Origin of the sequence: Pseudoflavonifractor sp. MCC625 (assembly GCF_018784545.1) — a bacterium.
In the GTDB taxonomy this organism is placed as follows: domain Bacteria; phylum Bacillota; class Clostridia; order Oscillospirales; family Oscillospiraceae; genus Pseudoflavonifractor_A; species Pseudoflavonifractor_A gallinarum.
This window is the reverse complement of record NZ_WQOJ01000014.1, coordinates 112447-125578: the sequence shown is the minus strand read 5'-3', so window position 1 is coordinate 125578 and position 13132 is coordinate 112447. Positions and strand designations below refer to the sequence as shown.

The following is a 13132-nucleotide window of genomic DNA, read 5'->3' as shown; positions in this document are numbered from 1 at the left end:
GGTGCAGGAAGAACGGCGGACACGGCTGGCCGTGTCCGCCGCTTGAGCGCAGTGGTGCGTGTTACTGGGAGGTCTGATAGCGCTCCTGGCTGGCGATAAAGCGCTGATGCTCCTTGTAGGTCTTGAAGAAGGAGTGGGTGCCGTCATCGCCCAGGGCGTAGTAGTAATAGTTGGTATCCGCGGGGTAGAGGGCAGCGCGCAGGGCATCAATGCCGGGACAGGAGATCGCCGTGGGGGGCAGGCCCTTGTGGGTAGAGGTATTGTAGGGCGTGTCCGCGTTGGTGTCCACCACGGTCCCGCCGGTGGCGTAGAGGATCGTGGCGTCGATGTTGAGGTAACCGGCGGTCTCGCTGGTGGGATTTTCAAGGCGGTTATAGATGACCGAGGCGATCTTGGTCTGGTCGGTACCGTCGGTCTCCTTCTCGATCATGGAGGCGATGGTGACGATCTCTCCCACCGTGTAGCCGCGGTCAGCGGCGTCCTGCCGCATCTCATCGGTAAACATCTCGTCAAAGCGCAGGATCATCTTGTTCAGGATCTGCAGGGGGTCACCGCCCATATAGAAGGTATAGGTATCGGGGAAGAGATAGCCCTCCAGCCGGTGGTAATCGCCGGTGGGCAGATCCTTGAGGAAGGAGTATTTGAACTGGTGGTTGGCCGCCTCCTCCTGGAGCTTGGCCGCCGTGGAGACCCCTTCCTTCTCCAGCAGGGCGAAGATCTGGTCCAGAGTCATGCCCTCGGTGATGGTGACTGTGACCTCCTTCCGGCTGGAAGAGCCCTTGCCCATGTTGCTGATGAGGGCGTGATAGTCCATATCGGTATCCAGCTCATAGGTGCCGGCGGTGATCTTATTGTCCTTCTCCGCGCCGGTAAAAGAGGCAAAGAGCTTGAAGAGGAATTTGTACTCGATCAGGCCGTTGTCCTTCAGGGTGTCGGCCACCTGGTCCAGGGAGGTATTTTCCTCAATGGTGACGGTGGCGGTGTGCTCGGGCTTATTGAGGGCCAGCACATCGCAGGCGGCCACCCAGCCCAACGCCGCCAGCAGCGCCGAGATGCCGATGACGAAGATCACATAGAGCATGGCTCCGTAGGGACCAAAGCGCCCCTTGCGCTTCCCTCTGGGGCGGTTGGGCCGGGAGGGGCCGGAATCCCGGGAGGGCGGTGTGGTGCGGGAGGATGCGGTGCTGCGGGAGCCGGAAGCAGACGAGGTCCGGCGGCGGGTCTCCCCCCCGCTCTGCAAGTGGGAGGGGGTATATCTGCGTCCCTGGACCCGCCGTCCCGGCGAGCGTTCATATTCCTGTGACATGGATTCAACTCCTAACTGTACCGCCGCGCCGGCGGGGCACGGCGGCCGGACCTCCGCCGGAGGGGCGGAGAAAACGGTGAAACGAGACCACGATCGGCATGCACCTGTGGCAGCCTTACCACATAGTATGGGTCAGTTCGGGCGAAGGCAAACCACCGACGCCCAGAAAAGGTGAGGTGTATCTACTTATGTGTGGAAACAACAATGGATTTGGCGGCGGAAACTGCATGTGGATCGTGATCGTGATTCTAGTACTGTGCTGCTGCTGCGGTGGCGGCAGCGGGATGGGATGGAGCGGCAACAGCGGCTGCTGCTGCGGCGGAAACCGGATGCATAACGGCTGCTGCGGCGAGAGCTGCTGCGGAGACAGCTGCTGCTGAGCAGAGAATAGCCTGAAACAAGCGGGGAATTTCCCCGCTTGTTTCTTTTTGCATCAAAGGGCGGCGGGACCGAAGGTCTCCTTTTCGGTGAGGACCAGGTCCACCGGCGCATCGTGTTCCTCCCGGGGGACTGCATCCAGCAGGAAGCAGGACCGGCACAGGGCCACGGTAACGGCCTTCGTCTGGGGAAGATAGCGGTCGTAGTAGCCGCCCCCCTGGCCCAGCCGGTAGCCCCGGCGGTCAAAGGCCAGGCCCGGGACCAGGACCAGATCGATCTCCCCGGGGGAGACCACGGGGCGGTCGGGCCCCGGTTCCAGCATGCCGTAGCGGTGGCGCACCAGGGGGAGGGACGGGTCGTAGACCCGTGCGTCCATGATTCCGGGCGCGTTGGCACAGCGGGGGAGGAGGAGCCGCTTGCCCCGGGCGATCAGCTGGGGCAGCAGGCGGAGGGTATCCAGCTCTGCCCCCATGCCGCAGTAGAGCAGCAGGGTGTCCGCCCGCTCCACGGCGGGAAGGGAGAGGAAGCGGGCAAAGAGGGCTTCATCGCTCTCATGCCGCTCCTCCGGCGTGAGGGCCTTCATCTGCGCGCGGATGGTCCGGCGCAGGGCGGCCTTTTGCTCATCCATGGTAGTGCACCGCCTGGGCCACGGCCTGGGCGGCGGGCGCCCCGGCCAGGACCTCGATCAGCTTGAGACCGAAGGGGAAGGCGGAACCAGCGGCCTGGGCGGTGACGATATGGCCGTCCACCACCACGCGGGCGCCCCGCTCCACCACGGAGGAGCCCATTTCATCCTCCATACCGGGGTAGCAGACCGCCTTCCGGCGGTCCAGCAGGCCCATACCGGCCAGGATGGTGGGCGCAGCGCAGATGGCGGAGAGCCAGATGCCCCGGTCATAGGCCCCCTGGATGAGGCCGAGGGCGGGGATGCTGTTCTGAATGACCTCCACACCGCCCAGTCCGCCGGGGAGAAGGAGCATTTTGGCCCGCTCCAGATCCACATCGGCCAGGGACAGGTCGGCGGCGACCTGGATGCCGTGGCCGCCGGTGACGGTCATGCCGTCCACGCCCACCAGGGCGGTCTCAATGCCGGCGCGGCGGAGCAGATCGGCGGGGACAAGCGCCTCGGCCTCTTCAAAGCCGGTGCCAAGCAGAATGTAAACCATAGGAAAACCTCCTCGTTTCGATTCAGGTTGGATCGGATACCATGGGGGAGAGGATCTCCCAGAGCTGATGGTGGAGCGACTCGATGGTGCGAAGGGAGCCGTCGGCCTCCGTACAGGGGATGACCTTCCACCCCAGCACCGGGGCGGCGGCCAGGGCCGTGCGGCGGCACAGGGCCAGATACTCCGGGTCCACCTCGTGGATGTCGCCGGAGGTGTGGGTGCTGGCCTCCCGGCTGCGCAGGAGGGTCAGGGCCTGCTGGGTGGGCATGTCCAGATAGAGCACCAGATCGGCCCGGGGGAGCCCCAGCTTGGTGTGCTCAAAGTCATCCAGCCAGCGGAAAAACTCCTCCCACTGGTGGGGAGGCAGCTTGCAGGCCTGGTGGACGGCGTTGGAAGTGCTGTACCGGTCGGAGAGGACCAGTCCGCCCCCCTCATAATAACTCCCCCACACCTTTTTCCAGGAGGCGTAGCGGTCCACCGCGAAAAAGGCGGAGGCGGCATAGGCGTTCACGTCGGAGGGGTGGGTGCCGAACTCCCCGCCCAGATACATCCGGATGAGGGCGGAGGAGGGCTCGCTGTACTGCGGAAAGACCAGACGCTGGAAGGGACGGCCCTCCTGCTCCATCCGCTGACACAGACGGGCAAACTGGGTGGACTTGCCCGAGCCGTCGGTCCCTTCGAATACAATTAGTTTACCAGACAATGAGGATTCCTCCCATTTACTTGCCGCGCAGGCGCGCCCCCGCCGCCTGGAAGAGGACCAGGGGGAGCTTGGCCATGCGGTTGATGCGCTTGGGATCTTTGATGAGACGGTAGAGCCACTCCATCCCGGCCTTCTGCCAGGCCTCGGGGGCGCGCTCTGTCTGTCCGGCGAACACGTCCAGCGCGCCGCCAAGGCCCACCATAAACTTGGCGCCGGTGGCGGGGCCGTTCTGCGCCATCCAGAGCTCCTGCTTGGGCGCGCCCAGGCAGACCAGGACCACGTCGGGCTCCGCCTCCCGCACGGCCTGGATGACGGGCGCATCCTCCTTGAAATAGCCGTCATGGGTGCCGCACACGGTCAGGCCGGGGTGCCGCTGGCGCAGGTTGACGGAAGCCATCTCGGCGATGCCGGGCTTGGAGCCCAGCAGGAATAGCCGCTTGCCGTGCTGTGCCATCCAGGCCATGAGCCCGTCGGCAAAATCGATGCCCGGGACCCGTCCGTTCAGCGGACGCCCCAGGATCTTGGAGGCATAGACCACGCCGATGCCGTCGGGCATGGAGAGGTCGGCCTGATTGAGCACGGTGCGGAAGGCCTCGTTTTTCTGAGCGGCCAGCAGGAATTCGGGGTTGGGTGTGACGGCATAGTGGAACCCGCCGGCCTCGATGAGGGAAGCGGCGGTATGGACCATCTCCTCGGGGGAGAGGGTGTCGAAGCCCACACCCAGTATGTCAGTTTTCAAAATAAAAGACCTCCGATAAGGATCATTTTGTGCTCCCCATTGTAACACAACCGCCGGGAGAAGTCTATGAAAAAACCATTAAGACCGGCGCACCAGCGGGAAAACAGGGCTTGACAAGGGAGAGGAAGGTCATTATAATGAATACAACCTTGGACCGAGAGGTATTTTTTTAAACCTCTTTACTTTAGCGCATAAAAGCATAAGTGTGCTAAAGCGAACCATGAGATGATGGAGGAGCTTGCAATGAAATATCTGCCGAAATTGACTGCCATGGCGCTCTCCGTGGCGATGGCGGCCTCCCTGGCCGCCTGTTCCAGTTCCGATCCGTCCGCCTCTCCCGCCCAGAGCGCGGGGGGAGACACCGGTACCCAGGGTGGGCAGGACAGCTACACCATCGGCGTGTGCCAGCAGATGCAGCACGAGGCGCTGGATGCGGCCACGCAGGGCTTCCAGGACGCCCTGAAGGAAAAGCTGGGCGACCAGGTGGAGATCAAGGTGGAGAACGCCTCGGGCGACTCCAATAACTGCAATACCATCGTGGGCAGCTTTGTCTCCAACGGCGTGGATCTCATCATGGCCAACGGCACCACCGCCCTCCAGGCGGCGGCCTCTGCCACCGAGGATATTCCCATTCTGGGCACCTCCATCACCGAGTACGGCGTGGCCCTGGGCCTGAACGACTTTGACGGGGTCACCGGCTTCAACGTCTCGGGTACCTCCGATCTGGCCCCGCTGGATGAACAGGCCGCCATGCTCCAGACCTGGTTCCCCGACGCGGAAAAGGTGGGCCTGCTCTCCTGCTCCGCCGAGCCCAACTCCGCCTATCAGGTCAGTGCGGTGCAGGGCTACCTGGAGGAGATGGGCTATACCTGCACCAGCTACACCTTCTCCGACTCCAATGATCTGGCGGCTGTGGCCGAGTCGGCCTGTGCCGCCGAGGATGTCCTCTACATCCCCACCGACAACACCGCCGCCCAGAACGCCGAGCTGATCGGCAACATCGCCCTGGCGGCCAAGACCCCCATCATTGCCGGTGAGGAGGGCATCTGCCGCGGCTGCGGCGTGGCCACCCTGACCATCAGCTACTATGACATCGGCTACGCCACCGGCGAGATGGCCTATGAGATCCTGGTCAACGGCAAGGATCCCGCCGAAATGGCCATTGAGTACGCGCCCCAGTTCACCCCCAAGTATAACCCGGCCATCTGCGAAGAGCTGGGCCTCACCCCGCCCGAGGGATATGAGGCTATCGAGTAATCTGTCCCCCGCATAAAATCCAAAAGCAGCGGAACGTCCGTTTCCGCTGCTTTTGGGCGCATTTCCGCGATTTAAGGAGGAGATCATCTGTGGACATCACAGCCTTATTCAATATGATGCCGGGAGCGGCCGCTCAGGGACTCATCTGGGGCATCATGGCCATCGGCGTCTATCTGACCTATAAAATCCTGGACGTGGCCGACCTGACGGTGGACGGCACCATGTGCACCGGCGGCGCCGTCTTTATCATGCTCACCATGGCGGGGGTCCCCATGCCTCTGGCCCTGCTGGGCTCCTTCCTGGCCGGTATGCTGGCCGGACTGGCCACGGGATTTTTCCACACCGTGTGCGGCATTCCTGCCATCCTGGCCGGCATCCTCACCCAGCTGGCCCTCTACTCGGTCAACCTGCGCATCATGGGACAGGCCAACCAGCCCATCAGCTTCCGGAACTATGATCTGCTGGTGTCCTCCCGCAATGTGAAATCCCTCAGCCTGGAAAACCCCATCCTCATCGGGGTGATCTTTGCGGCGGTCATCATCGCCCTGCTCTACTGGTTCTTCGGCACCGAGCTGGGCTGCTCTCTCCGGGCCACGGGTGCCAACGCCAACATGGCCCGGGCCCAGGGCATCAACACCAATGTGGCCAAGGTGCTGGGCCTGATGCTCTCCAACGGTCTGGTGGCCCTCTCCTCGGCGCTGCTGGCCCAGTACCAGGGCTTCGCCGACGTGAACATGGGCCGGGGCGCCATCGTCATCGGTCTGGCCGCCGTCATCATCGGCGAGGTGCTCTTCTCTAAGATCTTCCACAACTTCGCCCTGCTGCTGCTCAGCGTGGTCATCGGCTCGGTGCTCTACTATGTGGTGTACAATGTGGTCATCTGGCTGGGCCTGAACACGGACGACATGAAGCTCATCACCGCCCTGATCGTGGCCCTCTTCCTGAGCATCCCGTACTGGAAGGGGAAGTACTTCTCCAAATCCGCCAAGAAAGGAGCGGCCAGCCATGCTTGAGATCAAAGGGGTCTGTAAGACCTTTAATGCGGGCACCGTCAATGAGAAGCGGGCCCTCAATCACCTCACCCTCACCCTGAACGACGGGGATTTTGTCACGGTCATCGGCGGAAACGGTGCCGGTAAGTCCACCATGCTCAACGCGGTGGCCGGGGTATTCCCGGTGGATGAGGGCACCATCACCATTGACGGGGTGGATGTGACCCGCCTGCCCGAGCACAAGCGGGCATCCTACATCGGCCGGGTGTTCCAGGACCCCATGATGGGAACGGCGGCCACCATGCAGATCGAGGAGAACCTGGCTCTGGCGGCCCGGCGGGGCAAGCGCCGGGGCCTGCGGGTCGGCATCACCGGAAAGGAGCGCGCCGAGTACCGGGAGCTCCTTAAGATTCTGGACCTGGGCCTGGAGGACCGTCTGACCTCCAAGGTGGGTCTGCTCTCGGGCGGCCAGCGGCAGGCCCTGACCCTGCTGATGGCCAGTCTGGTCCGCCCCAAGCTCCTGCTCCTGGATGAGCACACGGCTGCACTGGACCCCAAGACGGCGGCCAAAGTGCTGGATACCACTGAGAAGATCGTTCACCGGGACAACCTCACCACCCTGATGATCACCCACAACATGAAGGACGCCATCGCCCACGGCAACCGCCTGGTGATGATGTATGACGGCCATATCGTGCTGGACATTTCCGGGGAGGAGAAGAAGCGCCTGACGGTGGAGGACCTGCTGGAACAGTTCACCAAGGCCAGCGGCGAGGAGTTTTCCAGTGACCGCGCCCTGCTCTCCTGATCAAACAGAATAAAACCGACCCGCCGCAGAGAAATGCTCTGCGGCGGGTCTTTCTATTTTAAGGGATAATTCGAAGGGGTGAGCGGTATACTACCTCCACAAGGAGGTGGTTTTTCATGAGCGAAGTCAATGCCGATGGGGTCCTGATCAACCCGCAGGAGGCCCTGCTCCAGCAGGTGCAGCACCGGACCAATGCCCTGATGGCCCGTCGTCCGGACGGAATGGAAGAGGATGAGATGGTCACCGGTGTACAGGCGGCCAACGGCCAGTGTGCCGGAACGGTGGGCGGAGTCCATCTGCCTGCCGGGCAGCAGGCACGCCGGAGTGAAAAGAAGGGCCGGGACCGCGGCTGACCGAGGCGGCGGAGGCCTTTTTGAAGGGACCGTCTGTCATAGAGAGGGCCTCCGCCGCATATAGATGCCACAGAGTAAAAACCTGGAATTTATACGCAGGAGTGTGGCAGACATGCAAATCAACTGGAATGAAAATCAGGCCCTGCTGCGGGGGACCGCAGCCGAGGCTCCCGTCTATTCCCATACCAACCACGGCATGGAGTATGAGGCCTTTCCCCTGATGGTACGCAGGCTCTCCGGGGCGGAGGACCGGGTCAATGTCATCGTCTCCCGGGCACTGCTCCAACAGCATCCTGTCCAGGCCGGGCAGGAGGTGGAGATCGAGGGGGAGGTCCGCTCCTTCAATAACAAGAGCGGGAAGGGAAGCCGGCTGGTCATTACCCTGTACGCCCGGCAGCTGCGGGAGGGCGTGGGAGAGCACTGCAACGATCTGGTCCTGGCCGGGGCCATCTGCAAGCCGCCGGTCTTTCGGCGCACCCCCATGGGGCGGGAGATCTGCGATCTGCTGCTGGCCGTCAACCGGCGCTACGGCCGGGCGGACTATCTGCCCTGTATCGCCTGGGGAGCGCTGGCCCGCCGCTGCGCGGAGCTGTCCGTGGGGGATGCCATCCGGCTGGAGGGGCGCTTCCAGAGCCGGACCTATACGAAAGTGGAGCAGGGGGAGACCACCCAGCGCATCGCCTATGAAATCTCCGTCATGCAGCTGGAGCCGGTGGAAGCCATCGAATAGAATACATAGCAGCGCGCAGTCCCGTTCGGGGCTGCGCGCTTTTTTTGCGGCTGGGACTTGACAACTGTGTATATGGCATATATACTGTATATGTCAAGTATATACAGTATGACAGAGGTGCACCATGGATATCATCATTCGCAATACGGGAGAGGTCCCGATCTATGACCAGATCACCCGCCAGATCAAGAGCCTGATCCTGAAGGGAGAGCTCCGGGAGGGGGAGGCGCTGCCCTCCATGCGTCTGCTGGCCCGGGAGCTGCGGATCTCGGTCATCACCACCAAGCGGGCCTATGAGGAGCTGGAGCGGGAGGGATTTCTCACCACGGTCCCCGGAAAGGGCTGCTTTGTGGCCCCCCGCAATCTGGAGCTGGTACGGGAGGATGCCCTGCGCCGGGCGGAAGAACACCTGGGCGCGGCGGTGGAAGTGGCGCGGACCGGGGGCATCACGCTGGAAGAGCTGATGCAGACACTGACCATTCTGTACGAAGGGGAGGAAGCCTGATGAACTACGAGAATGCCATTGAGATCGAACATCTGACCAAGGATTACGGCAGCTTCCGGCTGGACGATGTGACCCTGGCGGTGCCGGGAGGGACCATCCTGGGCCTCATCGGGGAGAACGGCGCGGGAAAGTCCACTACCATCAAGTGCATCCTGAATCTGGTCCGGCGGGACGCCGGGGAGATCCGGATCTTTGGGATGGACAACCGGAAGGAGGAGCGGGCGGTCAAGGAGCAGGTGACGGTGGTACTGGACGAGTGTCCGTTCCATGAGCTCCTCACGCCCCGCATGGTGGAGACCATCCTCTCCGGCGCCTGCCCCGGATGGGACAGCAAGCGGTTCCGCAGCCTGCTGGGGGAGTTTGAGCTGCCCGAGAAAAAGCTGGTGAAGGAATTTTCCCGGGGCATGAAGATGAAGCTCTCCATTGCCGCGGCGCTGGCCCGCAATCCGCGCGTGCTTCTGCTGGACGAGGCCACCAGCGGGCTGGACCCGGTGGTGCGGGACAGGATCCTGGAGCTCTTTCTGGATTTCGTCTCCGATGAGTCCCATGCCGTGCTGCTCTCCAGCCACATCACCAGCGATCTGGAGAAGGCGGCGGACTATGTGGCATACCTGCACCGGGGAAAACTGGTGCTCCAGGGGGCCAAGGATGAGCTTCTGGACGAGTATGGCCGTCTGGTCTGTACCCGGGGAGAGATGGACCGGGTGGACCCCGCCTTCCTGGTGGGCCGGCGGGAGAGCGCCTTCCAGTGCGAGGCGCTGGTGCGGGACAAACGGGAGTTCCGCCGCCGCTACCCTGAGCTGGCGGTGGACCCGGTGAGCCTGGAGGATTTGATGGTATTTACGGTGCGAGGTGACAGAGCATGATGGGTTATGTGCGGAAAGATTTTCTCCTGATGCGCAAGCAGATGCGGACCTACGGCGTGATTCTTCTGGTCTATGGGGCCATCAGCGCCGCCGGTGTGTGGGAGTCCTACATCCTCTCGGGCTTTGTGGTGCTGGTGACCCTGATGTGCCCCCTCTCGGCCATGGCCTTCGATCAGGTCTCCCGGTGGGACAGCTATGCCTGCACCCTGCCCGGCGGTGCCAGGAACGCGGTGCGGGGGCGCTATGTCTATACGGCGGTCATCGCCCTCGGGAGCGTGCTGATCTGCGGCGCGCTGTGCCTGCTCATTCATGCGTTTGGCCTGCTGAGCGACGATCCGCTCGAGATGGTGGCCGCCACGGTGACAACCGGGTTGGTGAGCCTGCTGATGGCCAGCATCACCCTTCCGCTGTGCTACCGGTTCGGCGTGGAGCGGGGGCGCACCCTGATGACGCTGGTTTTTGTGGTGGCCTTTGTGGCCATTGTGGGGAGCGCGGGCTTCCTGTTCCCGGCCATCGGCGCGGAGGAGCGCCTCCAGGAGAGCGCAGCCGCCTTGGCGGTGGGCCTGATTCTGGTGACCGTGGCGGCCTACTTCATCTCCTGCCGCATCTCGCAGCGCATCTATGCCCAAAAAGAGTGGTAATACGACGCTTTAACAGGAAGACAGCCCGGAATGCGTTTGCATTCCGGGCTGTTTCTGTTTATTTGTTTTTCTTTTGCGGGCTTACAGCTTGCCCAGATCCCGCACGGGGACATCCCAGATGTCCCGGGCGTAATCCCGGATGGAGCGGTCGGCGGCAAAGATGCCGGAGCGGGCCACGTTCATCAGGGACATCTGGTTCCACTTCTTGCGGTCCAGATAGGTGTCGGCCGCCTTCTTCTGGGCGTTGCGGTAGCTGTCAAAGTCGGCCAGGAGCAGATACTCGTCGGCCGGGCAGCCGTCTCCGAAGAGCAGGCGCTTTGCCAGGTCGTTGTAGCTCACGCCATCCTGGAAGCCCTGGGCCAGAGCATCCACCACAGCGCGCAGGTCATTGTTGTGCATATAGTACTCGTAGGAGTGGTAGCCCTTGGCCTTGAGCTCGCTGACCTCGTGGGCCTTGAGACCGAAGAGGAAGATGTTCTCATCCCCCAGGACCTGGTGCATCTCCACGTTGGCGCCATCCAGGGTACCGATGGTCACGGCGCCGTTCATCATGAACTTCATGTTGCCGGTGCCGCTGGCCTCCTTGCCGGCGGTGGAGATCTGCTCGCTCAGCTCGCTGGCGGGCATGAGCTTCTCGGCCAGAGAGACCCGGTAGTTCTCCAAAAAGACCACCTGGAGCTTATCCTTGCAGATGGGATCGGCGTTGATGGTGGCGGCCAGGGAGTTGATGAGGTGGATGATCCGCTTGGCCACATAGTAGCCGGGGGCCGCCTTGGCGCCGAAGAGGTAGACCTTGGGGACGATCATGAAATTGGGATCTTCCTTCAGGTGCTGGTACTCATAGATGATGTGCAGCACGTTGAGGAGCTGGCGCTTATACTCGTGCAGGCGCTTGACCTGTACGTCAAAGACAGCGTCGGTGTTGAGGATGATGCCGCTCTCCCGGGCCACATAGGAGGCAAAGGCCTTCTTGTTGGCCTGCTTGATGGCGTCCAGGCGCTCCAGCACGGCGCTGTCGTCCTTGTACTTCTCCAGGCCGGAGAGGGCGTCGGGATCCAGAAGATAGCGGTCCCCGCCGCAGCACTCCTTGATGAGGGCGTCCAGCTGGGGGTTGCACTCGCTGAGCCAGCGGCGGTGGTCGATGCCGTTGGTGACATTCTTGAATTTGCCGGGGGTGCGCAGATAGGCGTCGTGGAAGACCTCCCGCTTGAGGATATCCGAGTGGAGGGCGGACACGCCGTTGACGGCAAAGCAGGCGCAGATGCACAGGTTGGCCATGCGGACATCTCCGCCCCAGATGATGGCCATGCGCTCCACCTTGGACATATCCCCGTGGAAGTAGGTGGTCAGCTCGGCCTGATAGCGGTTGCTGATCTCCACGATGATCTGCCAGATTCGGGGCAGCAGGTCGATGACCAGCTGCTGGGGCCAGCGCTCCAGCGCCTCGGCCAGAACGGTGTGGTTGGTATAGGCCACCGTGTGGGTGACGATATTCCAGGCCTCATCCCAGCCGTAGCCCTCCTCGTCCAGCAGGATGCGCATGAGCTCGGGGATGACCAGGGTGGGGTGGGTGTCGTTGATCTGAATGACGTGCTTCAGATGGAAGTTGCGCAGGGTGCCGTACTCGGCCCGGTGCTTGCGCACGATGGACTGGATGGTGGCAGAGACAAAGAAATACTGCTGCTTGAGACGCAGAGATTTGCCCTCGTAGTGATTGTCCTCGGGATAGAGAATCTTGGAGATGGACTCGGCCAGGGCCTGACGCTCCACTGCCTTGAGGTACTCGCCCCGGGAGAAGAGGGACATATCCACCGGCTGGGGGCTCTTGGAGTCCCACAGGCGGAGCACATTGCCATGTTCCGTGCCGTAGCCTGCAATCTCCATGTCCTTGGGCACGGCCAGGACTGAGTCATAGCCGGTGTGGCGGATGGAGTGGTGTCCGTGCTCATCCCACACGTCCTCCACGCGGCCGCCGAAGCGCACCTCTTCCACCTCGTCCATCTTGGGGATGAGCCAGGCGTCGCCCAGACCCAGCCAGTTGTCGGGCAGCTCCACCTGCTGGCCGTCCACGATCTTCTGCTTGAAGATGCCCAGCTCATAGCAGATGGAATAGCCGGTGGCGGGAATATCCAGGGTGGTCATGGAGTCCAGGTAGCAGGCGGCCAGACGGCCCAGACCGCCGTTGCCCAGGCCGGCGTCCGGCTCAGACTCAAAGAGCTCCGGAGCGGAGAAGCCCAGGCCCTCGATGGCCTCCTTCAAAGGCTCCAGCACGCCCAGGTTATAGGCGTTCTTCATCAGGGAACGGCCCATCAGAAATTCCAGGGAGAGGTAATGGACCTGGCGGGCGTGACTGCGGGTGGTCCGGTCCTGGGTCTGCATCTGACGCTCGGACATGATATCACGCAGGACCAGAGCGCAGGCCTTGAACATGTGCAGGCTGGTGGCCTCATCCACGTCCCGGCCGAAGTTGCGGCGGAGCTTACCGGTGATGAGAGCCATCAGCTCTTTTTTGGTATAAGTGTGCATGGAATGTTTCCTCCAAAATCTCAGCGTTCCCGGAAGACGGCAAAAGCCTGCGGGCCAGGGAATCCGGGCCCGCAGGCTTACAGGGTATCATATGCCGGTCGACGGGTCTGTGACCTTAGCCGTTCCGCTGGAATACCGGCGGAGCGGTAAGGGGATCAGTGA

The 13132-nt window shown here is 62.5% G+C and carries 15 protein-coding genes; 9 read left to right on the top strand and 6 right to left on the bottom strand.

Features of this window, described 5'->3' with window-relative positions; all coding sequences use genetic code 11:
- Window positions 1-61 precede the first annotated feature (61 nt).
- Window positions 62-1306 carry an endolytic transglycosylase MltG gene (gene mltG, locus GPK94_RS05295; RefSeq protein ID WP_215654908.1) on the bottom strand — a complete coding sequence of 415 codons (1245 nt, stop codon included), beginning with the start codon at window positions 1304-1306 and terminating at the stop codon, window positions 62-64.
- A gap of 188 nt (window positions 1307-1494) precedes the next feature.
- Here mltG and GPK94_RS05290 point away from each other — a divergent pair, with 188 nt between their 5' ends.
- Window positions 1495-1686: a hypothetical protein gene (locus GPK94_RS05290; RefSeq protein ID WP_215654906.1), complete on the top strand. Its 192-nt coding sequence runs from the start codon at window positions 1495-1497 to the stop codon at window positions 1684-1686.
- A 53-nt stretch (window positions 1687-1739) separates the two neighbouring features.
- Here the strand turns inward: GPK94_RS05290 and GPK94_RS05285 are convergent, their stop codons facing one another.
- Genes GPK94_RS05285 through GPK94_RS05270 form a run of 4 tightly spaced genes read right to left on the bottom strand, consistent with a single transcriptional unit; the run spans window position 1740 to window position 4292 of the window.
- Window positions 1740-2312, bottom strand: a complete 573-nt coding sequence (locus tag GPK94_RS05285) for a 5-formyltetrahydrofolate cyclo-ligase (RefSeq protein ID WP_215654904.1) — start codon at window positions 2310-2312, stop codon at window positions 1740-1742.
- A complete protein-coding gene (locus tag GPK94_RS05280) occupies window positions 2305-2850 on the bottom strand; it encodes a DJ-1 family glyoxalase III (RefSeq protein WP_186963317.1) in 546 nt (181 codons plus the stop codon). Before GPK94_RS05280 ends, GPK94_RS05285 begins: the two co-directional genes overlap by 8 nt.
- Before the next feature lie 22 nt (window positions 2851-2872).
- Window positions 2873-3553: a thymidylate kinase gene (locus tag GPK94_RS05275; protein WP_186963316.1), complete on the bottom strand. Its 681-nt coding sequence runs from the start codon at window positions 3551-3553 to the stop codon at window positions 2873-2875.
- Window positions 3554-3569: 16 nt separating this feature from the next.
- The gene (locus tag GPK94_RS05270; protein WP_101691153.1) at window positions 3570-4292 is read right to left on the bottom strand and encodes a WecB/TagA/CpsF family glycosyltransferase; all 723 of its coding nucleotides are present in this window, start codon (window positions 4290-4292) and stop codon (window positions 3570-3572) included.
- A 243-nt stretch (window positions 4293-4535) separates the two neighbouring features.
- Here GPK94_RS05270 and GPK94_RS05265 point away from each other — a divergent pair, with 243 nt between their 5' ends.
- From GPK94_RS05265 to GPK94_RS05230, 8 genes are all read left to right on the top strand, one after another.
- Entirely contained in the window at window positions 4536-5549 is a 1014-nt protein-coding gene (locus GPK94_RS05265) for an ABC transporter substrate-binding protein (RefSeq protein WP_186963315.1), read from the top strand.
- An 89-nt stretch (window positions 5550-5638) separates the two neighbouring features.
- Window positions 5639-6562: an ABC transporter permease gene (locus GPK94_RS05260; RefSeq protein ID WP_328821042.1), complete on the top strand. Its 924-nt coding sequence runs from the start codon at window positions 5639-5641 to the stop codon at window positions 6560-6562.
- Window positions 6555-7349 (top strand): ABC transporter ATP-binding protein, encoded by a 795-nt coding sequence (locus tag GPK94_RS05255; RefSeq protein WP_186963314.1) that lies wholly within the window; start codon window positions 6555-6557, stop codon window positions 7347-7349. The genes GPK94_RS05260 and GPK94_RS05255 overlap by 8 nt, the downstream gene beginning before the upstream one ends.
- Window positions 7350-7465: 116 nt before the next feature.
- Window positions 7466-7702, top strand: coding sequence for a hypothetical protein (locus tag GPK94_RS05250; protein ID WP_101691156.1), 237 nt, complete (start codon window positions 7466-7468; stop codon window positions 7700-7702).
- A 112-nt stretch (window positions 7703-7814) separates the two neighbouring features.
- Window positions 7815-8432 carry a single-stranded DNA-binding protein gene (locus GPK94_RS05245; RefSeq protein ID WP_235964234.1) on the top strand — a complete coding sequence of 206 codons (618 nt, stop codon included), beginning with the start codon at window positions 7815-7817 and terminating at the stop codon, window positions 8430-8432.
- Window positions 8433-8556: 124 nt separating this feature from the next.
- Window positions 8557-8937, top strand: a complete 381-nt coding sequence (locus tag GPK94_RS05240; RefSeq protein WP_193537139.1) for a GntR family transcriptional regulator — start codon at window positions 8557-8559, stop codon at window positions 8935-8937.
- Window positions 8937-9803: an ABC transporter ATP-binding protein gene (locus tag GPK94_RS05235; protein ID WP_215654902.1), complete on the top strand. Its 867-nt coding sequence runs from the start codon at window positions 8937-8939 to the stop codon at window positions 9801-9803. The genes GPK94_RS05240 and GPK94_RS05235 overlap by 1 nt, the downstream gene beginning before the upstream one ends.
- Complete coding sequence (locus GPK94_RS05230) at window positions 9800-10444, top strand: ABC-2 transporter permease (protein ID WP_101691160.1); 645 nt, start codon at window positions 9800-9802, stop codon at window positions 10442-10444. Before GPK94_RS05235 ends, GPK94_RS05230 begins: the two co-directional genes overlap by 4 nt.
- An 81-nt stretch (window positions 10445-10525) precedes the next feature.
- Here GPK94_RS05230 and GPK94_RS05225 read toward each other — a convergent pair whose 3' ends face one another.
- Entirely contained in the window at window positions 10526-12970 is a 2445-nt protein-coding gene (locus GPK94_RS05225; protein WP_215654900.1) for a glycogen/starch/alpha-glucan phosphorylase, read from the bottom strand.
- Window positions 12971-13132 lie beyond the last annotated feature (162 nt).